The sequence below is a fragment of the Neobacillus sp. BF23-41 genome (assembly GCF_041106275.1).
This window is the reverse complement of the sequence record NZ_JBGBPR010000017.1, coordinates 12,911-35,564: the sequence shown is the minus strand read 5'-3', so window position 1 is coordinate 35,564 and position 22,654 is coordinate 12,911. Positions and strand designations below refer to the sequence as shown.

Here is a 22,654-nt window from a genome sequence, read left to right as displayed (position 1 = left end):
GTTCGTTCTGCATAGGAAATAATAATTAATTGCAATACAATTCACCAAGAAATGAGGTATTTGGGCATGAAAGGACACTTTTACCGAAGAGGCTGCACTTGTAAAAAGAAACGATGCACCTGCGGATCTACTTGGAGCTTCGTAATCGACATCGGTCGAGACCCCACTACCGGCAAGCGAAAACAAAAAACGAAAGGAGGGTTTCACACTAAGCAAGAAGCGGAAACAGCCGCTACGGAGCTTATATACGAACTCAATCAAGGTACGTTTGTTCAAGAACAGAATGTGGTATTTAAAGATTTTGCAAGCGAGTGGCTTCTTAAGTACAACGAGAAGAATAACGTAAAACCTGGCACGGTTCGTATCCGTCAGCATGAGATCAACAAGCTACTGCCGTACTTCTCTCTTCTAAAGCTGAAGGACATTACATCTAAACGGTATCAGGATGCTTTAAATAATCTCAAGGAGAAAGGATATGCCGACAACACGCTGGACGGTGTGCATCGTACGGCAGAATGATTTTTAAGAAAGCCATTGAAATGAGGCTGATTAAAAATGACCCAACAGAATTTGCATACCTGAAAAAAGATAGAAAAACTGTTGAGGAATTAGAAGAGCGAGAAATCCCTAAGTATATGGAAAAGGAGGAGCTATCTTTACTTTTGCAAACGGCTGCTCAAAAAGGTTTAGATTTAGATTATCTAATCTTCCTTACCCTTTCCTATACAGGAATGCGTGCAGGCGAATTAGTAGCCCTTAAGTGGAAGGACATTGACTTTGAGGAACATACCATTAGCATTACAAAAACGTACTATAACCCAACAAACAATACTCTGGAGTATCAATTGGTGCCGCCTAAGACGCGGAAATCCAAACGAACCATCGTGGTGGATGAAGAGGTGATTGCCGCACTTAGGAAGCATATGATGGCGCAACAGAAAGTGCAGAAGTACTGTGGTGAGGCATATCTTGACAAAGGATTTATTTTCGCCAAGAACGAGAAACAACCAGGCTACCCTATTTTCATTAAAACCGTGGAAAACAGAATGGCGCGTCTACTGAAGCTGGCCGGCTTGAATCCAAAGTTGACTCCCCACTCGCTGCGCCATACGCACACATCATTGTTAGCAGAAGCAAAGGTGGGATTAGAAGAAATTATGGAACGATTAGGTCACTGCGATGACGACACAACAAAGAACGTCTATCTGCACGTAACAAAAGAAATGAAAAAAGAGGCTTCCCATAAGTTTGCGCAACTCATGAGAAACCTCTAATTTTAGGCGAGAAATGTTAGCAAGATGTTAGCATCTGGCTCCCCTCTTATATAAAACCCTCTTATATCAAGGGGTTTGGGCACTTATTACATCATGCCGCCCATTCATTTTCATATATAATAGAAAGAAATAAGGTATAAAAAAGGCTTTAAATCAACGTTTTAATTCGATTCGACTAAATAGATTTAAATATGGCAAAAATAGATAGCACCCAAAGCAGCACACAAAAGAGACACCCAATTTCAATTGAAGGGTGTCTCTTTTTATAACGTTTTTTTGATTCTTACCCCCCCAATATTAATGTATATGGTAAAAAAAATTTCCATCTAATCAAAATTTGGTTTATCACCAATATTTTCTAATTAAGTAATAATGTATAATAAATTTAGGATCGTTTAATTAAAAAGGAGGATAATTGTTTGGCTACTTCAGTCATTACTACTCCTGTTACTATGCCATTTACTGAGTATAAATGGTTATGGGCAACATGGACGGTGAGAGAGATATTTAAATCGATTGATGTTTTTCCAAAGTCAGTTAAGATTATGTATAAATACAATGATTTACCCTATGGTTTAGGTACAACTACCGGGAAAAATTTCCACGATGATCTTCTGGCACTTAATTTAACAGATGAATCTGGGAGTAGAATTTCATTTGTAGACGCTAGTAATAGGAGCTTTTTGAGAGGTTATCAACCATATTGGACAAATACTGGAATACTGAGTCCCCCTTCTCTGAACAGTAATAAAATAGTAGTTACCCCCTTAGGGAAAGCCTTAGCAACAGGAAAAGTTTCTTTTTCAGAATACATTAAAATTATTGCTTCTCGCTTCCAATTCCCTAACCTTATTACACAATATAATGGTTACCAATCCTGGCTTTCACATGGAGTAGTCTTTAAACCATTTGTATATACGCTTAAAGTTTTAGTGGAATTATATAAGCAAGGTGGATTTGCAAATTCTTATATATCTGAGCAAGAAATGGCATTAATTTTGGTGCCATTAGTTCCTATTATGACACCAGTGCAAGTTGCTAATGAAATTATTGCTTGGCGAGAAGGAGATCCCAGTTTTAATCTTTCCAACCTTTATACAGACTTTGCGACTACAGCAAATGCATATAGAAATATTAAAGAGTTTCTTCAACTGTTATCGATTGGCGGTTTCCTAGTAAATACTAATATGCATGTTAAAAGTTTCTCTATAGGAACTGGAACTACTACTAGTACCTCTTCTAAGTCAAATTGTTACTTTTTAAATACCTTCACCGATGGAAAATGGGGGCAGTCCACCTCTAGCACGGATATGTTACCTTCGATAGAGTCCTTCTGTGAGGAGGCTGAAAAATCGGGCTATTTCGCATATAATTCCTTGTTATCAGAGAAAGATCATAAATTAAAGTTTGTTGAATACCTTGGAACTTTTAATAGTCCAACAGTAGCTCCAGCTACTACTAGTCCTGAAATAAATAGTTATATTGATCTTTTGAAAACTCATAAACAGATAATTTTCGCTGGTGCTCCTGGTATTGGGAAAACAAGAGTTGCACTAGAAATAGCAAACGCTTTACAAAGCAATGGTGAATTAGCTGCAGCAGAAACCATTTTGTTTCACCAGGCTTCTAACTATGAGGATTTTATTGAGGGAATAAGACCTTCTATTGATTCTGCTAATTTAAGCTATTCATATAAAACGGGAAAATTTAAGTTACTCTGTGAAAAAGCACGTTTAAATGCCGGACAGTACTACCTTTTAATAATTGACGAAATAAATAGAGGAAATATTTCAAGCATTTTTGGTGAATTAATCTTTTTATTAGAACCCTCTTACCGTAAACCCGAATATCAAATTGAACTTCAATATACAGGTGATTATTTTTGGGTACCAGATAATGTTTTAATTATTGGGACAATGAATACAATAGACAAGTCAGCAGTTGAACTAGATTTAGCTTTAAGAAGACGCTTTAAATTCATCTACTTACATCCCGACTCGAATGTAATTAAAGAGGAATTACAAAAATTCTCCATAACAATAAACGACCCTGCAGGAAATCCTTTAGATATTCCAAAGGCACATGAAAATTTTAATAACATTATTGCCGATGATGCGGGATTAGGTGAAGACTTTTGCATAGGTCATTCCTTTTTCTTGCCAAAACCTGATACCGATTATGATGAAGGATTTCTATTAGATATTTGGAATTTCAGTTTAATACCTCTACTAAATGAGTACATACTTCTGTCACCTAGATTTAAAACAACGTTAATTGATTATGGTTTTAACATTAATAGAGGGAGAATTACTGATTTTGATTTACCTAATATGTATAATACTATGGCTCAATTAAGTAGGTGAACCGGTTGAAGAAAAGGGTTAAAAATAATATTTATTACGGAGAAACCGGTATCCGAATAGCTCTTTCACCATTAGATGAGTTAGTCTTAAGAGAAACCCTAGAGGATCGAGAACGGTGGACTAGAATAACACCAAATGGCTCAGAAAAGTTTGAGCCCTTGTTTGACAAATTAGAAAGAATTGACTCAAAAAACTGTATTGTTACTCCAGGACCATATGTAGGAAAAATTAAGTTACTCGACTCTGACTTATCATTTTTGCCACCCAAATGGCTAAAGGGGTTAGATACATCCCATTTAATTTATATGATGCTAAAATCTATTTCTGACGAAGCAAAGACTGCTTATTTACCTGAATTTATTACTGAGAATCGTACTAGCGTAAGTGAACTGAACGAGCCTCTATATTCTTTTTTTGTAAATGAACTATTTAAGTCTTTAAAAAAAGGGATTTACAGAACCTATGAACACCAAAAGATAATTTCACCCAGATTACGAGGGAGGCTTGATTTTTCACGACAAATCAGCTTAAATATCAGAGGAAAAGCACTATTTGCTACCGAACAACAGGTCTTTAGTGAGGATAACGAAGTCAATCAGCTACTATTTTTAGCTAACAAAGTAGTTTTAGAGCAGTCAAACATCCATAAAACATTGGAGACAGCACAACAAGTAAAAAGAATCTTTCCATACCTTTCAAATACAAAGTCATTAAATTTTAAAAAGATAAATTTACCTCGTAGAGGAAACCATTTTAAATCCAGTATTGAATTAGCAAAATTAATTGTTTCTGGTCAGTCTATCTCCTATGAGGGGGAATTAGCAAATACGTTTTCAATGGTCATAAACTTATTCGACTTATTTGAAAAGTATGTCTCGAACGAACTATTTTTACGAGATAAGAATTATAATAATCAATACCATTTACCTTTAACTGACTCTAAATCAGCTAGTCCTCCGTGGAGTAACAGAAAGGTTTATCCAGATATAGTTTACTCTTCAGGTTCAAAAAAAATGGCATTAGATGTGAAATTAAAAAGGATTTCTAATTTCGGTCCACAAATTGAAGATATTTATCAGATTTTTTTCTACTCAACCATGTTGAACTTAAGAAATGGGATATTAATATACCCCAGCAATCTAGATACTGAAAAAATATTTACATTCCCTATTGACCATGCAGGAGCTAATAAACTTCAAATTATTGCGTACGGGCTTCCCATTGTTAAGCCAGTAGAAGAATTGTCTAAGGAAATTGATAAATTACATAATTTCTTATTAAAAACACCGTAGAAGTATTAAACTTTTACGGTGTTTTGGTATACTGGAAAGCATTTAGCTAAATTGAAAGCCAATAAAGGTGGTACTGCATTTCCAATCTGTCGGTAACCATCTGTCTTTGAACCTACAAAAACAAAGTCCATTGGAAAGGATTGTATTATTGCAGCTTCTCTAACTGACAAACGTCTGTGATTATTAGGATGATGAATGATTACTACCCCACCTTTGTTATCTCCTCTTGCAGTAATAGTAGGAGAGGGGCGATTGGGATCAATCTCTCTATGACCCATATAACCATTAAAGCGAAGTTTATATTTTGTGTACTCATGGTTAGGTATTTCAGGTGCGTCCTCGGGTTCAGGAATGTCTTTTAGTGCTTCACCAATAGTTACCCACTCATTTAATCCAAATAACAGATGAGAAGGGGGCTCCGCATGAGTAGGAGAGGGGAAATTAATACTTTCATTCAAATCCTTCCTTACCCCTATGAAGAATACTCTTTCCCTCTGTTGAGGAACTCCATAATTTGCTGCATTAACTAAATTGCACGTAACATTATACCCGGCACTTTCAAAATCGGAAAGTATCATTTCTTTTACTTTTCCCTTTCCTAAACTGAGAATTCCTTTTACATTTTCAGCAACAAAGTACTTAGGTTTTTTGCCTTTTATTATTCTTAACATTTCTAAGTATAGTTTATTTCTCTCATCTTCTGTAGAACGATTAATATTTGCTACTGAAAAGCCTTGACATGGAAAGCCGCCAATTATCATGTCACATTCAGGTATATGATCAGAATGAATATCTTTTATATCAGAACAATTGATGTGATCCCCTATATTTAGTTTATAGGTTTCGATTGCTTTTTCATATATATCATTTGCCCAAATGATTTCGTGACCAGCTCGTATAAAACCGAGATCCATCCCGCCAGCCCCAGAAAATAAGGAAACGATTTTCATTTAATTCATCTCCATTTATATTTATCTAATATTTTTGGCTAATAAAGATGCGAATAGCGGAGGTACAGCATTTCCAATTTGCCGGTAGCAAGACGTTTTTGACCCTGTAAATATAAAGTCCATTGGAAATGTTTGAACGATAGCTGTTTCTCTTATAGACATTCTTCTATGGTTCTTAGGGTGCTGAATTACAACAACTCCACCTCCACCATTTCCTCTTGCTAAAATTGTCGGTGATGGTTTCTGTGAATCCGTTAACCTATGCCCAGTAAAATTTCGATTAGTAACCTTATATTCTGAATAAACATGATTATATATAGGACAATCATCTGATGGCTCAGGTATGTCTTTTAGAACTTCTCCAATTGTTACCCAAGGTTTCATATTATCCTTTGCTGTTTTTGAATATCCAGGAGAGGGAAACGAAATATCTTGTGTTAAGTCGTTCCTAACACCTAAAATAATCACCCGCTGTCTAGTTTGGGGGACACCATAATCCGCGAGGTTGAACAACTGATATTTAACTCTATATCCAGCACTTTCAAAGTCCTGTACTATTTGTTTTATAACTTCGCCTTTTCCTAAGCTTAAAATGCCTTTAACATTTTCAGCAACAAAATAACGGGGCTGTTTATCTTTTATAACACGGTAAAATTCTCTGTACAGACTATTACGTTCATCATCAATAACTCTAAATCTATTTGCCATAGAAAAGCCTTGGCATGGAAAACCACCAATGACTATATCTCCATGTGGAATTTCAGAAGAAGGGATATCTTTTAAATCCCCTTCAATTATATGCGAACCTATATTTATCTTATATGTTTGTACTGCATCGGGGTCAATATCATTTGCCCAAATGATTTCATGTCCAGCTTGTACAAACCCTAAGTCTAAACCTCCACAACCAGAGAAAAGAGAAACAACTTTCATAACTTCACTCCCTTAAATACTTTATTTATCATATATTTATAGAAACGCTTGTTTGTATTTATTATATAAAATAAACCTTTCTAACATCAATTCTTAGAATTTTCCATTAAATACCAATAAACCCCAAAATAAGAGACTAAGTTTTAATTATAAGCCCATATAAAATCTAAGTATAGACTTTTTAAACATAGTTGACTTTTGGTATTAAAAGAATATATTTCCAAATGTTAAGTAATTGAAATGGTTTCAATGTTATTTGCCCCAAATCTAACTAGAACTATAAATGTTTTGTTGTTTGTTTTTTGTATTAACGCAACTTGTAATTTGTGTGGTCACAAGCATCTTCAAGCACACAAAAAAGACCCCCAACAAAATTGTTTGAGAGCCTTGAGTAATCTTAGAAATGTCAACTATTGTGAATATTTTACAGTATTGTTTGAAATTAATAGGACTAAATAGTCTACCAAATAAAAGAAAATGTAAATTCAAATTATTTAAGTTGTTTCTAATCGTTACCTTTTAGTCTTGATATGTATGCTTTTCATTGATATCTTGATAATGACTACTATCTAATAACATGTCCTCTAGATTTCTATTAGTTATAAATTTATTAAAATTGATAGTAGGTAAAATTATTGGATTATGCATACTTTTACTTGTGATATCAGTTAAAACAGATCTTAAATAAGGGTATAAAATTGCACTACCATTCACTAATTTAAAAATATGAATATCATCAATGTCATCAATGTTATGTTCAACTGCATCCTCTGTATTGAAGGTATAGAATCCTCTTACAACGACTTCAGCAGTGAACGGTAAGATATTGTCTTTATCACTATCATCAATTTTAACACCCATTATTATATTAAAATGCTCATCATTATTTTCTTTTTCCGCTTTGACTATAAAAAACTCAGGGGATAATTTAGTATAATTGCCGTTTTGATTACTATTACTTTTTTCGTAATTTATGCTATCAACTTGATAACCTTCAAATGACATAACACCTTGTACCATTTACTTGCACCTCTATATTATATTAAGCAACAATTTTTTTATCGTTATATCTAAAAAAATGCATGTCTTCTGTTAAGTCAAAATCAACTTTACTTGTATTTTGCCAGGTAACAGATTCTTCTCCAGGAATTTCACTCCACTTTTCTTGCGCTTTAGGTAGTGTAACACCAAAAGCTTTGTAGAAATTTTCCTTTGAAATAACATCAACCGTTCCATCTGGACGTTGGATAGTAGGTTGTGTTTGCTTCTCGTTATATTCTAGTCCATAACGTGCAGCAGCTTCTTTAATAATTGTCTGTAAGTCCCTCTTCATTCAAATCACTCCTTAACTAAATCTTATATTAACAGGATATGCATAATCACCATCAGGATATTCGATTTCTTTATTTTTGACACAATTATCATTTCGTATACATATCTGTGTTTCTTTGTACTTAACGTTTAAAGGAAACACATTTCTGTCAAACCATCCCGTATTAACCGATCCATAACTAGGCTTTCTGTCGGTTTCAAATGTTTTTATAATAACATTCCAACCTAAATATTCAGAAAGCACATCAAGTACAATACATAAATTTACGTGTTCATCCGAAGACAATTTAACATGTTTAAAATCAGGATAAATTTCATTTAAATGATAATAAAAGGTATTAACTCCATCTGGACTATCCAAATTTAATACGAGTTCTTCTTTCTCCTCTATAAACACTTTAATAATTACCTTATTACTTCCTATACCCCTTTTCCTGTGATCAGTAACAGCATTTTTAGTAATAAACCAATGTGCTAGTTTTCTATCGGTATAAAAATAGGAACCTTGACCCAGCCAATGATTTGCCCGATATTCAGGGTGAAAACCATTCTCTAGGATATCTTGTGCATGCTTCTCAAAAGTTCCATGAAACCCAATGATATTAAAGTCTCCACTCATCCTCATAACACCTTTATTTTTTTTAAGTTACCAAAACAAACAGTTCCTATTTTTTATGTAATATAATTGGTACCAGAAGATATCAAGAAATACGTTTAATATTATCCGGTACTATTGTTACCACCATTATAAACTAAAAGTGGATTATTATGTTAAATTTTATCTCGCATTTTATGACATTTTTTTCATACTATTTTTTATTATTTAAGGCTTCCTAAATTTCAATATTGCAGTTCATTAATGTGAATGTGATATTTCGGTTTTTAGTCCCTATTTTTTTGTACAATAAATTAGTTTTTTGATCTCCTGCAAAAAAAAGAGCGGAGATTCCGCTCATGTTCTTCCTAATACTCTAAGAAGTGGGTCTGATTCTTTTTCAATTTCTTCATTCAACAATACAGCCAATTTACTTCTAGCACTAGGAGACAACCCTAGTTCTCCTGAGAATTTATGATATATCTCACTATACTTTTGATATATCAATATGGCTTTATTTTGGTCTTTATTGACCGCTCCGCTGTTATTCGTGTACTCCACTATCAGACCTTCTTTATTAATGATCTCACGGCATTTCTGCATGTTTGCAATGGCATCTGCCACAATGGAAACTGTGTACACATCGGTATTGTTTAAAAAGTCAGTTGGCAATGATTCAATGATTTCCATATAAGCCTTCTTCCCTTTACTACATAGGTCAGATGGGGGTGTCTGGGGAATGTGCTTCTTGCCTTTTAGGTTATCCTCCGCATTTTCCCTCTTGATCCGTTCCTCTTTTGTCATGGCTCCAGTTCTTAATGATACTGGCTTAACTTTGCTCATTTATAAGTACCCCCTTTAAGTTTTCTGTAAAATAAAATTTTGAACGATTATCGGGGCGTGGTAGTTCGGACCTTCAAAAAATCCCCAAAAACCCCCGGGGGGGGTATTTATAATTGTTCGACTATTCCGACTAATATATTTTTCGGTATCTCTCGACTATCTGCCATCTTATGATGATAAGCGCATAAACTTATCAGGTTGCCATCGTCCAAGCGTTTGTCCCAGTTCTCAGCTATCGATTCAATATGATGCACTTCAATGTTGGTAAAGTTGTATTGCGCAGCGGTGTTGTATAACTTACGTAGACATATCTGACAGAGATATTTATCTCGCTTTCTTATCTGCTTGCTCTTGTTCTTCCATTGGTTCGTCCATCTGAATCTGTTCACATCATTTCTTGGCTTGAACCGTTTAGGCTTGCTTGTGCATCGGTAGGTTCTATCGTGGATTCGTCCGCAATATTGACATGACTTAAGCAAGGAATCCTCACCTCCATACCCTTTCTGCCAATCTGTTCTCGGATTGCCTGAATATAGAGCCAGTTCTCACGATACTGGGTTGCCTTCTCCTTAAAACCATCTCTTTGCAGATAATCTCGCATGTATTCCCTATGGTATTTTCGATTCATTTCATCAATTAACTCTTGACGATACTTATCCCCCATTTATCCGCACCTCTCTTTTTGATTTATCTATTAATTATTATGTTTACTTTATTTACTCTCATACACTAATACGTTAATGCGTTAATTCATTAATAAAATACTATAATGTTTAATCAATCCTTCAGGTGCGCCTTTAATGTCCTAAAAATGGTACGTCTGTACGATAACAGCACAGCGTAACGACTAAGGGACATAGCGTTCCGTGACTGAATGCCTTAGGGCTCTATGGCTCGTAACCATTTCAGGACATAGGGACAATTATCTGACCTGTTGTTTATTTCGTGTTTTTACTTATATTGATTCAAAAATAGTCAGAATATTTTTAATTATATAACGGTAATTCGTTATCTCTATTTAAGAATCAAAAAGAAAAGAAGGCAAATGTTCAAAAAATCGTCCCATTGTCCCTTTATTCCCTTTCGCCCTTACTCTCCCAATAGTTTGAGCCTCGGGTCATAGTGTTCCGTCATATTCCCGGTGTTCCGTTATCCGTTCCTTTCTTCCAAAATAAAAAAGGACTGATTAATTATCAGTCCCATAAATCTCTTTAATATCGGTAGAAATGAAGAATGCATAAGTCTTATACACTCTTCCGTTGTTCCCCATTTTTGATATCTGTCCAAAATAGCCAAGATTAGGACAATCTTTCAAGGTTTCCCTTAAAAGAGATCGATTTCCCTTGAATCGCCTTTTCACTCTATGGAATAAGTCTTCTACAGTCACATAATACATTACAGAACCGTCTTCGAATGCATCGTATGAAACTTCTGTTTTTCCATCCTTATGCATTTTAATAAGAGTTTCACGCATTTTATCCTCTTCGGTTTCATTAGCTGCCCCAAACAGCTTTTCCAATGCCTCTATTGTCAGATATTTAACCAGCATATAGGACACTATAATGGTTTCTTTAGAAATGTAATCTTTGTCAAAATGCTGATCCTTGCGAATCCAAGCATCCATACGTTTCAACATGTGTAGATTTAAAGCCACTTTTCGAATTCGTTCCCCTATCTTCCCATGGAATCCTTTGAATACACTGACTGGCTCTTCTTGTCGTGCTATGCTATGTAAAAATTCGATAGCAGCCAATTCCTCCTCTGCTTCACTAGATATTCTAATAGCGTGAACAGATTTGCATTTTTCGTATAGAAGGGTCATGAATTCGTCATACCTTTCCATATCTAATCTTGTCATTTTATATTTATTTATTTCGGGTGTTCGTTCTTCATCGGGCATTACTACTGAGATTAGATGCCTTGCAATATGCCCATTCCCTTGCAATTCAGGTGTCATTAATAGTCTTTGTGCCATTGATGGTTGGGTAGTGGATGCAGTTGTTAAATATGTCAGTGGGACGTGGATATCTTCTTGTGTTTTTCGCCCAATATCCCAAGGCTCATTATCATATGCTTTCACTAAATAATCCGTCACACTTTTTCCACTAGGTTGCTTTTGATACATAGATGCCATTTCATCCGTGAACCATAACAATCCTTTTGGACTATTAACCATACGAATTGCCATGTTTTCCAGTGTCTCGTCATCGACAACATTTTTCTTTTTGACCAAACTATTGATTTGCTCATCGATTTTTAAACGGTCCTCTTTGTTTTCCGCTGCTTCTTTAATTATACGTAAGTCGTTCAAGTCATTTTTATATTTTTCGGCATATTGATTATCTTTTTCTCTTAATGGGTTTATCATGATTTTAATAGCCGGACTTTTTCCTAATCCTTGTTCACCAACAATTACCACATAAATATTAGCGTAAATTTCCCTATGATAATCCTTTAAAACAACATCTTTGCCGATACAGATGCTAGAGCATGTGAGCAATCCTAATAGTGGGTACTCATATGGCACCCCTAGCATATCTCCAACTTTTAGCACATGCTCTTTTAATACTAGTGGCAATTCCTCAATGAAGTCCCTTACAGATTCGGGAGTTTCATTATAATGTTGGTGGACTGGATACCTTGCATCGGTTTTTCTTTCATTTAACAATTTAAAACTTCCTTTAATCAAATTTTTTAGCAAAAGGAAGAGTATTCAGCGATATATTTAACCATACTGAAATTATCAATTTGTTTGAATATCGAAGTTTATTCTTTTCTTTTGCTTATAGCCAAGACAAAAGGAGGTCACGATGAAACTCACGGCTTCCTACCGTGTGTTTCCCTTTTTCTTGGAAAAAATCATGAGAATTCCACCATGTTTTCGCTTACACTGATTTTTCCCATTCTCTGATTAAACCCATCTGTAATTGGTTTCTGTATTACTCTAATATCGTCTAATGATTCTAGGTTGTATAATTGGTTGCAACCTATTTTTCTTTTTCTATAACTCCACATTTCCCCCCTGCTCTCGAATTCCATCAGCCCATCGATCAATATATTCTCTAACTTTTTCTCTATTGAACATCCACTTTTTTCCTATACGAATGCTCGGAAAATTGTGATCCTGAAGAAATATCCTTTCTATAGTAGGCCATGAAAGGTTTAACATTTTGCATAATTCCTTGCTATCCATGAGAATTGTCTCCATTTCAAATTTTTCAAGATATTTTTTGACTTCTTGAAGATATAATGCTTTTAAACCTTCTTCGTTTAAAGAAAATTGGATTATATTTTTTTCATGCATTACAAATCACCTCTATTTTCAAATTCCTTCTTAATCTGAGCTATTGCACTCAACGTTGTGCACTCCTTATCGCTCAGCTATTAACCAATATAAGTTTTTTTTCATTTTCCCACCTCCAAAATATTGCAATTAATAATATTATGTTTAAAAATACGACAAATCATTACAAATAGCAAATATATTTTTGTCGATAGTTATATAATATTGCAAATAGTTATATTTTGAACTATGATTAAAAAAAGGGTGGTGATTTCAAATGGAAAACGAATTTGGAAAATTTATACGTAATAAAAGGAAAGATAAAAATATTACACTAACGCAATTAGCTATGAAAACTGGACTTTCTCAGCCTTATTTATCACAAATTGAAAATGGGAAAAGGGATACACCAAGGCCGGATATCATTAATAAAATTGCAAGTGCATTGGGAATAGATTCTATTCAATTGATGGTCAAAGCCGTTTCGGTATCCGGGTATGCTCCAGAATTTGAAGATTTAATGAAAGAAGAAAAAAAACTTGTAGAAGAGAAAGATATAATGTACCAGCTCAAAAACAACGATAGAGTTTACCTCGACGGGAACCTACTAAAAGATCGCGAACGACAAATGATTATTGAATATTTAAAATTATTTTCAGAAATTATAAATAAGGAGAATTAACATCATGGCAGAAATAATACAGCGTGGAAAAACGTGGACTTATAAAGTCTATATAGGAACTGATCCACTAACAAAAAAACGGATTTCTGATTCAAAAGGTGGTTTTAAAACACAAAAAGAGGCGAAAGCTGCTGCGCGCCTTGTGGAACTCCAAAAACAAAATGGAACCTTTGTCAAAGAATCCGATATTCCTTTTAAGCAATTCGCCCAGGACTGGGTAAAAACATATAGCCGTAGTGGTGTAAAGGTTAGTAGCGTTAGGGCCCGGGAAAAGGAAATGAAGCACTTTATTAGTGTTTGGGGTCCTTATCCAATTAGTCGCATTACTAAAAAGATGTACCAGGACCGAATTATCGATTTATCAGAGCAATATAGCCACAATTATATGGATGGAATTCACGCTTGTGGACGAATGATTTTTAGACAAGCTATTGAGCTGGGACTAATGAAAGTGAATCCAACAGAGAACTTTAAACTTCCAAAAAAACAGCAGACTGTAGAGGAACTAGAGAAAGAGGAAGATGAAATCATTTTTTTTGAAAAAGAAGAGCTTGCACATTTTCTAAAATTAGCCCATTCCCATGGTCTCGAAATGGACCATCTTATTTTTACGGTACTATCCTATACAGGGTTAAGAATAGGCGAATTACTTGCTTTAAAATGGTCTGATTTTAACGATAATCCAGGGACTTTACGTGTAATTAAAACTCTTTACAACCCTACTAATAATTTCAAAAAATATCACCTGTTAACGCCAAAGACTAAGGGTTCTGTCCGTACGATCCGTATTAATGACAAGCTGGTGAGCATGTTGAAAAAACATAAGATTATACAAAACGAGGTCAAATTAAAAAATCGGCTTATTTACCAGGACTACGGATTTATTTTTGCTCGAGAAGATGGGCACCCACAATTAAGGAAAGTCGTAGAAACCCGACTTAAACGGCTACTTAAACTGGCAAGAATTGAAAAGAAAATCACCCCTCACTCCTTCCGGCATACTCACACATCTTTATTGCTTGAAGCTGGAGTAGGGATTAAAGAAGTACAGCAACGGTTAGGACATACTGACATAAATACCACAATGAATATCTATGCTCATATGACTGCCAACATGGAAGAAAAGGCCTCCCAAAAGTTTGATAAACTAATGGAAGACCTTCTCTAATTGTGGTATTTTCTTTTGTCATGGTTTGTCGTGTTTAATAAATGCACACAAATCCGCACACAAAGATTTATCAAACTATCTTAAAACGTTGATATAACAAGGTTTTAAAACCCTTATTACATCATGCCGCCCATTCCACCCATACCGCCCATATCAGGCATTCCCATACCAGAACCAGCAGGCTCAGGTTTGTCAGCTACTACAGCCTCAGTTGTTAAGAACATAGCTGCTACAGATGCAGCATTTTGTAATGCAGAACGAGTAACTTTAGTTGGGTCAACGATACCAGCTTGAATCATGTTTACCCATTCGCCGTTCGCAGCGTTGAAACCAGTACCGATTTCTTCACGCTTTAAGCGGTCAACGATAACAGATCCTTCAAGACCAGCGTTGTGAGCAATTGTGCGTACAGGCTCTTCCATCGCACGTAATACGATGTTGATACCAGTTGCTACATCGCCTTCAGCTACGATTTCAGCAACTTTGCTGTATACGTTAAGAAGGGCTACACCACCACCGGATACGATACCTTCTTCAACTGCAGCACGAGTTGAGTTCAAAGCGTCTTCGATGCGAAGTTTGCGCTCTTTTAATTCAGTTTCAGTCGCAGCACCAACTTTGATTACTGCTACACCGCCAGCTAATTTAGCTAAGCGTTCTTGTAATTTTTCACGGTCAAATTCAGAAGTAGTTTCTTCTAATTGAACACGGATTTGGTTTACACGAGCTGCGATTTCAGCAGAATCTCCTGCACCTTCAACGATTGTTGTATTTTCTTTCGTTACAACAACTTTAGCAGCACGTCCTAAAGAGCTGATTGTAGTTGTCTTAAGTTCACGGCCAAGCTCTTCAGTAATTACTTCCCCGCCAGTTAGTGCAGCGATATCTTCAAGCATTGCTTTACGACGATCGCCAAAGCCTGGTGCTTTAACAGCAACTGCATTGAATGTTCCGCGTAGCTTGTTAACTACTAGAGTAGAAAGTGCTTCACCTTCAACATCTTCAGCAACTAATAATAGCGGCTTACCTTGTTGAACTACTTGCTCAAGAACAGGAAGGATTTCTTGAATGCTAGCAATCTTCTTGTCAGTAATTAAGATATATGGATTTTCTAAAACAGCTTCCATTTTATCTGTGTTTGTTACCATGTAAGCAGAAGTATAACCACGGTCAAATTGCATACCTTCTACTACATCCAATTCAGTTGTGAAGCCTTTAGATTCTTCAATAGTGATTACGCCGTCGTTACCAACGCGCTCCATTGCTTCTGCAATTAATTGGCCAACTTCTTCATCAGCAGCAGAGATGGAAGCAACCTGTGCGATCGAAGCTTTGTTTTCGATTGGTTTAGAAATTGCTTTTAATTCTTCAACAGCTGCAATAACTGCTTTTTCGATCCCTTTACGGATACCCATTGGGTTTGCGCCAGCAGTTACGTTCTTTAAGCCTTCGCGAATCATCGCTTGTGCTAGAACTGTTGCAGTTGTTGTACCGTCACCGGCAACATCGTTAGTTTTGCTTGCTACTTCAGCAACAAGTTTTGCACCCATGTTTTCAAATGCATCTTCTAATTCGATTTCTTTAGCGATAGTTACACCATCATTTGTGATAAGTGGTGAACCAAATTTTTTCTCAAGAACCACATTGCGTCCTTTAGGTCCAAGAGTAACTTTTACTGCATTTGCTAGAGCATCAACACCACGAAGCATTGCGCGGCGTGCATCTTCACTAAACATAATCTCTTTAGCCATTGTTTAAAAACCTCCTCATATCTTTTAAGTTCTTTGTATTTTTTTAAGTAAAAATCTTAAGCGCCAACGACAGCAAGAATATCAGATTCGCGTAAGATTAAATATTCTGTTCCTTGGTATTTCACTTCTGTACCGCCGTATTTTGAGAAGATAATACGATCACCTACAGAAACTTCAAGTGCTACACGCTCTCCGCTTTCAAGTACGCGGCCAGTACCAACGGCAACAACTTTTCCTTCTTGAGGCTTTTCTTTCGCTGAATCCGGTAATACGATCCCGCTTGCAGTTTTTTCTTCTGATTCAACAAGCTCAATGATAATACGATCACCTAATGGTCTTAACAAATCAAACAACCTCCTCAAAAATATATGTAATTCTGACTTATTAGCACTCTCTTTGAATGAGTGCTAACACAATTATTATAATAATGAATCTCAAATTTTTTTGCAAGTGTGAAGCATAAATTTTTCTAAAAAAAATAATCCGATTGACAACCTTATAAAGTATGTGAAAAACGTCACTTTCTATACCCATTTTTTTAAAAAGTCTTTCTAAATTGAAACAAAGCCAGTTTTCAGAGTAGAATGAAGAATAGTATATATAAAGGCATGAGAGATTTGACTCCCTGTAAAATGGATGATTATAAATTGACTATTCGTCAAAAATATAAAATGGAATCTAAAGGAGACTAGATTATTTGAAACGGGAATATTGGATAATCATTATTGTTTACATCGCGATGCAGTTTTCTAGCCTAATCGGGATACCCCTATTTTTGTTTGGCTTTAAAAACTTTGGGATCAATCAAAGTCTTGCTGTACCTTCCTGGCTTCTAGCTAGTTTTACGATTGCCTTATTACTCATTATTTTTATATTACGGAAAGAAATGAACAACCGAGGCTTCAGCAAAAATGGCGGTACTTTCGGTCATTCGGTGGTATGGGCCATTTCAGGAATCTTCCTTGCTTTAGCTGCCCAGTACGCCGCCGCAATCATCGAGAACCTATTAGGCATCAATATGGGGTCTGAAAACACAAAGGATATTCTGAAGATAATTGAGGCTTTTCCCTTAGCGATCATTGTCACGAGCATCATTGGACCAATCCTAGAAGAAATCGTTTTTCGAAAAATTATTTTCGGAGCTCTTCATCAACGATTTAACTTTTTTATCTCTGCTCTTATCAGTTCAGTCATTTTTGCCGCCGCCCATATGGAGTTTCAGCACATTCTGCTATATTCGGCCATGGGCTTTACGTTCGCCTTTCTTTATGTAAAAACAAAATCCATTTTCGTCCCAATATTTGCCCATGTCACAATGAACACCTTGGTGGTCTTGGTTCAGTCGGTGTACAAAGACGACATTGAGAGGCTCCAGCGAGAAGCCGAGGCGGTTCAAAACTTTATCGGAGGATTTCTATGAGACGTTCACCTTTGTTTTCCGGATTAATTTACTTTTTGCTTGGCGGGTTGTTTACTTACTTTGCCATTGATAATGTTCAAAAAAATGGCTGGGGGTTTTTCAGTTACCTCCTCGTCCTATTAGCAACCTTTGACTTTGGCTCAGGCGTAAAAATGATTATCTTTCACGTTAAATACAAAGATAAAATGAAAAAGAAATAAAACAAGGTGTCAGGCACCATGTGAATTTTTCACATGGTGCCTGATACCTTTTCATTTTGAAGCCTCTTTTTTGTGAATCACCATACGCTCTTTCCCAAGTATAAATATAAATAGGAAGGCTAGACCTGCGGGTACGAGTGCCCATGTAAATGTGTGGACGATGGAACTTGAGAGTGCATCTGTAATTTTATCGAGAATTTGTGGTGGAATTAATTTTCTTGCTTCCTCCGATAATAAGGCCCGCGAATCTCCGAAACTTTGACCCTTAGGAATCGGCCCCATTCCAGCAAAAGCATTTTCCAACCCTTCTTTGAGATCACTTCGTTGGATCGTACCAAAAACGGTTATCCCGATCGTCATTCCTAAGGAACGAATAAAGTTACTAGTGGATGTTGCTGAGCCCCTTTGCTCGATTCCAAACGGATGAATCGCTGCCATACTTAACACAGAAAAAGAAAAGCCGACGCCTAAACCAATTATAATCATGTAAAGCGTCAACACCGCTCTGCTTGTTTCTGGTGTAATCGTACTCAATAACAATAAGCCGCCAATCAAAATAACTCCGGAGATAAACATAATATTTCGATAGCTCATCTTCGTTGTCAAAAAACCGCCCGCTTGTGCGGTAACCACGGAGCCAAGCATCATTGGCAATAATATTAACCCTGAATTGGTAGCAGTCCCGCCATATACCCCTTGCACAAAAATCGGGATGTAAACCGTAGCTGCCATAAATGCAGCACCGTAAAATAAGCCAACGATTGTACTGCCTGCAAACAAGCGGTTTCTAAACATGGAAAAGGAAATAATCGGATCCTTTGCTTTTGTCTCCACAAATAAAAAGATCAAAAATAGAATCGCAAATCCTGCAAACAGGCTGATGATCACGGTTGAATTCCAGTCATATTTTTGCCCTCCAAGTTCAAGCGCAAACATTAGACAAACTACGGCTCCTACCAATGTCACGGCCCCCGACCAATCAATTATCTGCTTTTTGTGAATTGGAGATTCCTTATAGGCGATAGTAATAAAAATGAGTGATAAGATCCCTAGTGGCATATTGATGTAGAAAATCCAATGCCAGCTGATATAGTCCGTTATATACGCACCAAGCAATGGTCCAAAAATACTCGACAATCCAAAAACGGCTCCGAACAAGCCCCCCATTTTCCCGCGCTTTTCAGGGGGAAACAGGTCAAACATTATCGTAAAGGCGATTGGGACAAGCGCCCCACCGCCAATCCCCTGAATGGCACGATAAATGCTTAACTGCGTGATCGTTTCAGCAGTACCGCACAAAGCGGAACCCACCATAAACAAAATCAATCCGAAAATAAAGAATCTTTTTCGACCGTACATATCCGACAACTTACCGAAAATCGGCATCCCTGCCATCTCGGCTACCATGTAGGCAGATACGACCCAGACAAAGCTCTCCAGACCACCGAGATCACCGACAATCGTACCCATTGCGGTTACAACAATCGTATTATCCATCGAGGCCATCAAAATCCCCAACAATAACCCCGCAACAACCAAACCTAATTTGCTTTCTTTCGTCACCATCCCATTTCTCCTTTATATCTTAGTCGTTGTTTTTATTGCCGCCTTCGGATCATGTGAGAAATCATCCCGATACTCCACCACTCCTATTTGGCAGCCAGGTCCAATTTTCACCTTGTTGCCCCGAACAATATCAGCCTTGGTATTTTCAAGATAGATATCATCCCCCTCAATGACTTTCGCACTTAGGGACCCTGCCTCTTTTCCAAAGGGGAGGAGTGAGTTACTTCTTTTTTTGACGGTTATTTTTCCGCCGCCGATTTCCTCAGCAGAGCTCTGCCCAAAACGCAGACCAACCTTAATTGTATCCGCCGTCAGTAAGCCTTTGATCTCAAATCCGCCACTAGAGTCGAACGTCTCATACTCTACATCGCCATTTACTGCGATACTTCCTTTAATGTTTGCTTCATCCCCCGTAAGACTTTCGCCGACTTCCAGCAATCCGAAAATTTTTATCCTTTTTAAAAGAGCATTGCCACCGACCATCATCGTTCCCATGATCAGTGTTTCCTCTGCATCCATATTCCCTTTGATCTCTGCTTCACCAAATACTTTTACCGAGCCTGTTTTGACATTTTCGACGGCCTCACTCGTACCATAGACATGGAAAGTCGAACTTTCCACAGCATTGACAATCGTCCCTTCCCCTCGAATACTGATTTTATCGTAGAAGCCGCCAGGATAGCTGCCCGAGCCATTGATAATAAGATTTCGCATGCCCGTTTACTTTTATTTTTTCAGAAATGACATTTCCATTGACGATCCCGGAACCATTACAATCAAGTTCCACGCATTCTAAATCATTGTTAACCGTCCCTCGGCCATTTAATGTGACAACGCGGAACTGTCCCCCATTGGATGCGCCGAAGCCATTAATAACCAAGTCTCCCCTGCTTTTCGTATCCATCATCATTCTCCTTTATAATAATTTCGCTTTAATTTCTTCCATGCACGTCATCAGCGACAAAGCGGCTACCACTTTCGTTCCGCGTTCAAAATGAAATTCTTCTGCATTAATAAGTAACAGACATGATGACATGCCAAGCTTTCTGGTAATCACCAATTCACAGCTTTTTTGCTTGATTACCCCGGCATGATCCCTTAATACCTGCAAGACCATTTTCCCTTCTTCCAGGTTAATTTCACCCGACTGAAGCAGCTTTTCTAAAATAAAAACTTCGAGCATACGTGTAAAGTTAAATTGAAGACTGCCCTTTTCTTGTTCTAAGTAAAAATCGACAACCGTTGTCGAAACAATGTTACGTTTCACTAATTCGTCTTTGGTGTAATTTAAATTCGTTACATTAGGTGAAAACATGTCAGCAAGTTCATCCAAGGATAAGTTTTCTTTCATCGTTTGGATTTTTTCAATTCTTTCTAAGACCTTTTCCTTTGGAAAAAAAGTTTCTTGACCCGTAAACGTTGATTTACGCACAAACCATTCTTCCGGAATGAGATCTTTTCGTTTCCATCTATATAGCTGTCCATAGGATATTCCGGCCAATTCTAACAGGTCTTTCTTTGAGATTAACTCCTCGCTCATCATAAAAACCCCTTCCTAAAAACAATGTAACATAACACTGTTACGTATGTAAAGTACAAATCATCTTCTAAATGCACCTAATTATCTTCCCGCAAAAAAAGAGCCTCCCACTTATTTAGTGAAAAGCCCTTTAATACTAATGATTCTTCTTCTTTTTCTACAGTCGGATAATTTTTCCATTTAACTCCTGTTCTCAAATGATTTCTACTAGTTTTTTGTAGTTGGAGCTTTTTCGTGCTACTCCCGATTCAATTGCTGCAGTCGAAACAGCTGCTGCCACTCGATCCCCCACACGAGAATCCAAGGCGTTAGGAATGATATACTCCGCACGAAGCTCTTTATCCGATACAAGACTTGAAATGGCGTAAGCTGCCGCAAGTTTCATTTCCTCCGTGATGTCGGTTGCCCTTACATCGAGAGCACCACGAAAGATTCCTGGAAAGGCAAGCACATTATTTACTTGATTAGGATAATCAGAACGTCCTGTTCCGACTACTGCTGCACCTGCCGCAAGCGCTTCTTCCGGATAAATTTCGGGTACTGGATTTGCCATTGCAAAAACGATTGAATCTTTATTCATGGTCCTGACCATATCTCCCGTTAAAGCCTTTGGACCTGAGACTCCGATAAAAATGTCGGTGTTTTTAATCGCGTCTTGAAGGGTTCCATGTACCCTGCCTAGGTTTGTCCTCTCTGCTATTTCTGCTTGCCGGTCGTTCATCCACTCTTCGCCTGGACAAAGAATTCCCTCCAGGCTTACTAACGTAATATTCTTAAAGCCCGCTTTTAATAATAGCTTGGCAATCGCTATCCCAGCAGAACCAGCACCATTTAGAACAACCTTAACCTTATAGATACTTTTCTTCACAATTCTCAGCGCATTTAAAAGGGCTGCTAATACAACAATCGCTGTCCCATGCTGGTCATCATGAAAGACGGGAATGTTTAGTTCCTTTTTTAAGCGTCCTTCAATTTCAAAGCATCTTGGGGCGGCAATATCCTCCAAATTAATACCACCGAATGTTGGCTCTAATGCTTTAATTATATTGACAATCTCATCGACATCTTTTGTACCCAGGCAAAGCGGATAGGCATCAATCCCTGCAAATTGTTTAAATAAAACGGCCTTCCCCTCCATAACTGGCATTGCAGCCTCAGGACCAATGTCTCCTAACCCTAAGACAGCTGTTCCATCTGTTACAACGGCTACTAAATTACCCCTTCCAGTATGCTCAAATGAAGCCTCACTATTTTTGGCTATGATCTTGCATGGCTCAGCTACACCTGGCGTATAAACTAAACTTAAATCATCTGCATTATTCATTTCTACTTTACTAACGATACTAATTTTACCTGCCAGCCTTTTGTGGAGCAGCACTGCCTGCTCTTTTATCTTGCTTTCATTCATTCCAACCTTCTCCTTTTGGTCCTATCTAAGATCTAATAGTTAATCCGGGTGACA

General features: G+C 37.0%; 23 protein-coding genes and 1 pseudogene. 7 read left to right on the top strand and 17 right to left on the bottom strand.

Translation table 11 applies throughout. The features are described from left to right. Positions 1 to 66: 66 nt before the first annotated feature. The 3 genes and pseudogenes from AB7942_RS21700 (at position 67) to AB7942_RS21690 (ending at position 4,929) form a co-directional block, all read left to right on the top strand. Positions 67 to 1,274 (top strand): annotated as a pseudogene (locus AB7942_RS21700) (site-specific integrase). Between the two features lie 419 nt (positions 1,275 to 1,693). Further along, positions 1,694 to 3,637 (top strand): AlwI family type II restriction endonuclease, encoded by a 1,944-nt coding sequence (locus AB7942_RS21695; RefSeq protein WP_369448461.1) that lies wholly within the window; start codon positions 1,694 to 1,696, stop codon positions 3,635 to 3,637. Between the two features lie 5 nt (positions 3,638 to 3,642). Continuing rightward, complete coding sequence (locus AB7942_RS21690; protein ID WP_369448460.1) at positions 3,643 to 4,929, top strand: McrC family protein; 1,287 nt, start codon at positions 3,643 to 3,645, stop codon at positions 4,927 to 4,929. Between the two features lie 5 nt (positions 4,930 to 4,934). Here the strand turns inward: AB7942_RS21690 and AB7942_RS21685 are convergent, their stop codons facing one another. The 10 genes from AB7942_RS21685 to AB7942_RS21640 all read right to left on the bottom strand — a co-directional run bounded on the left by AB7942_RS21685 (position 4,935) and on the right by AB7942_RS21640 (position 12,886). After that, a complete protein-coding gene (locus AB7942_RS21685; RefSeq protein ID WP_369448459.1) occupies positions 4,935 to 5,879 on the bottom strand; it encodes a DNA cytosine methyltransferase in 945 nt (314 codons plus the stop codon). Between the two features lie 21 nt (positions 5,880 to 5,900). Then, positions 5,901 to 6,812 (bottom strand): DNA cytosine methyltransferase, encoded by a 912-nt coding sequence (locus AB7942_RS21680; RefSeq protein ID WP_369448458.1) that lies wholly within the window; start codon positions 6,810 to 6,812, stop codon positions 5,901 to 5,903. 519 nt (positions 6,813 to 7,331) lie between these two features. Beyond that, positions 7,332 to 7,832 (bottom strand): protein-export chaperone SecB, encoded by a 501-nt coding sequence (locus AB7942_RS21675; protein WP_369448457.1) that lies wholly within the window; start codon positions 7,830 to 7,832, stop codon positions 7,332 to 7,334. Positions 7,833 to 7,854: 22 nt separating this feature from the next. Beyond that, positions 7,855 to 8,145, bottom strand: coding sequence for a hypothetical protein (locus AB7942_RS21670; RefSeq protein ID WP_369448456.1), 291 nt, complete (start codon positions 8,143 to 8,145; stop codon positions 7,855 to 7,857). A 12-nt stretch (positions 8,146 to 8,157) separates the two neighbouring features. Further along, positions 8,158 to 8,763, bottom strand: coding sequence for a hypothetical protein (locus AB7942_RS21665; RefSeq protein WP_369448455.1), 606 nt, complete (start codon positions 8,761 to 8,763; stop codon positions 8,158 to 8,160). A gap of 333 nt (positions 8,764 to 9,096) precedes the next feature. Then, positions 9,097 to 9,582: a phage terminase small subunit P27 family gene (locus AB7942_RS21660; RefSeq protein ID WP_369448454.1), complete on the bottom strand. Its 486-nt coding sequence runs from the start codon at positions 9,580 to 9,582 to the stop codon at positions 9,097 to 9,099. Between the two features lie 107 nt (positions 9,583 to 9,689). Then, a complete protein-coding gene (locus AB7942_RS21655) occupies positions 9,690 to 9,971 on the bottom strand; it encodes an HNH endonuclease (protein ID WP_369448453.1) in 282 nt (93 codons plus the stop codon). After that, a complete protein-coding gene (locus tag AB7942_RS21650; RefSeq protein WP_369448452.1) occupies positions 9,968 to 10,246 on the bottom strand; it encodes a hypothetical protein in 279 nt (92 codons plus the stop codon). The genes AB7942_RS21655 and AB7942_RS21650 overlap by 4 nt, the downstream gene beginning before the upstream one ends. Before the next feature lie 522 nt (positions 10,247 to 10,768). Then, positions 10,769 to 12,250: a DUF3987 domain-containing protein gene (locus tag AB7942_RS21645; RefSeq protein WP_369448451.1), complete on the bottom strand. Its 1,482-nt coding sequence runs from the start codon at positions 12,248 to 12,250 to the stop codon at positions 10,769 to 10,771. A gap of 333 nt (positions 12,251 to 12,583) precedes the next feature. Next, the gene (locus AB7942_RS21640; RefSeq protein ID WP_369448450.1) at positions 12,584 to 12,886 is read right to left on the bottom strand and encodes a helix-turn-helix domain-containing protein; all 303 of its coding nucleotides are present in this window, start codon (positions 12,884 to 12,886) and stop codon (positions 12,584 to 12,586) included. A gap of 256 nt (positions 12,887 to 13,142) precedes the next feature. On the opposite strand from AB7942_RS21640, the gene AB7942_RS21635 reads away from it, so the two are divergent. Together AB7942_RS21635 and AB7942_RS21630 are read left to right on the top strand one after the other, a co-directional pair. Further along, on the top strand, positions 13,143 to 13,547 hold the full coding sequence (locus AB7942_RS21635) for a helix-turn-helix domain-containing protein (protein ID WP_369448449.1): 405 nt from the start codon (positions 13,143 to 13,145) through the stop codon (positions 13,545 to 13,547). Positions 13,548 to 13,551: 4 nt separating this feature from the next. Continuing rightward, the gene (locus AB7942_RS21630) at positions 13,552 to 14,715 is read left to right on the top strand and encodes a site-specific integrase (RefSeq protein WP_369448448.1); all 1,164 of its coding nucleotides are present in this window, start codon (positions 13,552 to 13,554) and stop codon (positions 14,713 to 14,715) included. A gap of 116 nt (positions 14,716 to 14,831) precedes the next feature. Here AB7942_RS21630 and groL read toward each other — a convergent pair whose 3' ends face one another. After that, complete coding sequence (gene groL, locus AB7942_RS21625; protein ID WP_335438438.1) at positions 14,832 to 16,466, bottom strand: chaperonin GroEL; 1,635 nt, start codon at positions 16,464 to 16,466, stop codon at positions 14,832 to 14,834. A gap of 56 nt (positions 16,467 to 16,522) precedes the next feature. Next, a complete protein-coding gene (gene groES / locus AB7942_RS21620) occupies positions 16,523 to 16,810 on the bottom strand; it encodes a co-chaperone GroES (RefSeq protein ID WP_026565252.1) in 288 nt (95 codons plus the stop codon). A gap of 353 nt (positions 16,811 to 17,163) precedes the next feature. On the opposite strand from groES, the gene AB7942_RS21615 reads away from it, so the two are divergent. Both AB7942_RS21615 and AB7942_RS21610 read left to right on the top strand, forming a co-directional pair. Next, positions 17,164 to 17,886 (top strand): CPBP family intramembrane glutamic endopeptidase, encoded by a 723-nt coding sequence (locus AB7942_RS21615; protein ID WP_335437971.1) that lies wholly within the window; start codon positions 17,164 to 17,166, stop codon positions 17,884 to 17,886. Beyond that, positions 17,883 to 18,086, top strand: a complete 204-nt coding sequence (locus AB7942_RS21610; RefSeq protein ID WP_098934557.1) for a YdiK family protein — start codon at positions 17,883 to 17,885, stop codon at positions 18,084 to 18,086. The genes AB7942_RS21615 and AB7942_RS21610 overlap by 4 nt, the downstream gene beginning before the upstream one ends. 51 nt (positions 18,087 to 18,137) lie before the next feature. Here the strand turns inward: AB7942_RS21610 and AB7942_RS21605 are convergent, their stop codons facing one another. The 5 genes from AB7942_RS21605 to AB7942_RS21585 all read right to left on the bottom strand — a co-directional run bounded on the left by AB7942_RS21605 (position 18,138) and on the right by AB7942_RS21585 (position 22,600). Beyond that, complete coding sequence (locus AB7942_RS21605; protein WP_369448447.1) at positions 18,138 to 19,652, bottom strand: MDR family MFS transporter; 1,515 nt, start codon at positions 19,650 to 19,652, stop codon at positions 18,138 to 18,140. 12 nt (positions 19,653 to 19,664) lie between these two features. Next, entirely contained in the window at positions 19,665 to 20,366 is a 702-nt protein-coding gene (locus AB7942_RS21600) for a cytoplasmic protein (protein WP_369448446.1), read from the bottom strand. Further along, positions 20,311 to 20,556 (bottom strand): hypothetical protein, encoded by a 246-nt coding sequence (locus AB7942_RS21595; protein ID WP_369448445.1) that lies wholly within the window; start codon positions 20,554 to 20,556, stop codon positions 20,311 to 20,313. The genes AB7942_RS21600 and AB7942_RS21595 overlap by 56 nt, the downstream gene beginning before the upstream one ends. A 12-nt stretch (positions 20,557 to 20,568) precedes the next feature. Then, positions 20,569 to 21,192, bottom strand: coding sequence for a YhbD family protein (locus tag AB7942_RS21590; RefSeq protein WP_369448504.1), 624 nt, complete (start codon positions 21,190 to 21,192; stop codon positions 20,569 to 20,571). A 193-nt stretch (positions 21,193 to 21,385) separates the two neighbouring features. Further along, complete coding sequence (locus AB7942_RS21585; RefSeq protein ID WP_369448444.1) at positions 21,386 to 22,600, bottom strand: NAD(P)-dependent malic enzyme; 1,215 nt, start codon at positions 22,598 to 22,600, stop codon at positions 21,386 to 21,388. Positions 22,601 to 22,654 lie beyond the last annotated feature (54 nt).

Coding starts and splice junctions, on each gene's coding strand:
- groL (WP_335438438.1), bottom strand. CDS start 16,466: ATGGCTAAAGAGATTATGTTTAGTGAAGATGCACGCCGCGCAATGCTT.
- AB7942_RS21685 (WP_369448459.1), bottom strand. CDS start 5,879: ATGAAAATCGTTTCCTTATTTTCTGGGGCTGGCGGGATGGATCTCGGT.
- AB7942_RS21600 (WP_369448446.1), bottom strand. CDS start 20,366: ATGCGAAATCTTATTATCAATGGCTCGGGCAGCTATCCTGGCGGCTTC.
- AB7942_RS21640 (WP_369448450.1), bottom strand. CDS start 12,886: ATGCATGAAAAAAATATAATCCAATTTTCTTTAAACGAAGAAGGTTTA.
- AB7942_RS21680 (WP_369448458.1), bottom strand. CDS start 6,812: ATGAAAGTTGTTTCTCTTTTCTCTGGTTGTGGAGGTTTAGACTTAGGG.
- AB7942_RS21635 (WP_369448449.1), top strand. CDS start 13,143: ATGGAAAACGAATTTGGAAAATTTATACGTAATAAAAGGAAAGATAAA.
- AB7942_RS21630 (WP_369448448.1), top strand. CDS start 13,552: ATGGCAGAAATAATACAGCGTGGAAAAACGTGGACTTATAAAGTCTAT.
- AB7942_RS21650 (WP_369448452.1), bottom strand. CDS start 10,246: ATGGGGGATAAGTATCGTCAAGAGTTAATTGATGAAATGAATCGAAAA.
- AB7942_RS21675 (WP_369448457.1), bottom strand. CDS start 7,832: ATGGTACAAGGTGTTATGTCATTTGAAGGTTATCAAGTTGATAGCATA.
- AB7942_RS21665 (WP_369448455.1), bottom strand. CDS start 8,763: ATGAGTGGAGACTTTAATATCATTGGGTTTCATGGAACTTTTGAGAAG.
- AB7942_RS21660 (WP_369448454.1), bottom strand. CDS start 9,582: ATGAGCAAAGTTAAGCCAGTATCATTAAGAACTGGAGCCATGACAAAA.
- AB7942_RS21585 (WP_369448444.1), bottom strand. CDS start 22,600: ATGAATGAAAGCAAGATAAAAGAGCAGGCAGTGCTGCTCCACAAAAGG.
- AB7942_RS21605 (WP_369448447.1), bottom strand. CDS start 19,652: ATGGTGACGAAAGAAAGCAAATTAGGTTTGGTTGTTGCGGGGTTATTG.
- AB7942_RS21610 (WP_098934557.1), top strand. CDS start 17,883: ATGAGACGTTCACCTTTGTTTTCCGGATTAATTTACTTTTTGCTTGGC.
- AB7942_RS21590 (WP_369448504.1), bottom strand. CDS start 21,192: ATGAGCGAGGAGTTAATCTCAAAGAAAGACCTGTTAGAATTGGCCGGA.
- AB7942_RS21670 (WP_369448456.1), bottom strand. CDS start 8,145: ATGAAGAGGGACTTACAGACAATTATTAAAGAAGCTGCTGCACGTTAT.
- AB7942_RS21595 (WP_369448445.1), bottom strand. CDS start 20,556: ATGGATACGAAAAGCAGGGGAGACTTGGTTATTAATGGCTTCGGCGCA.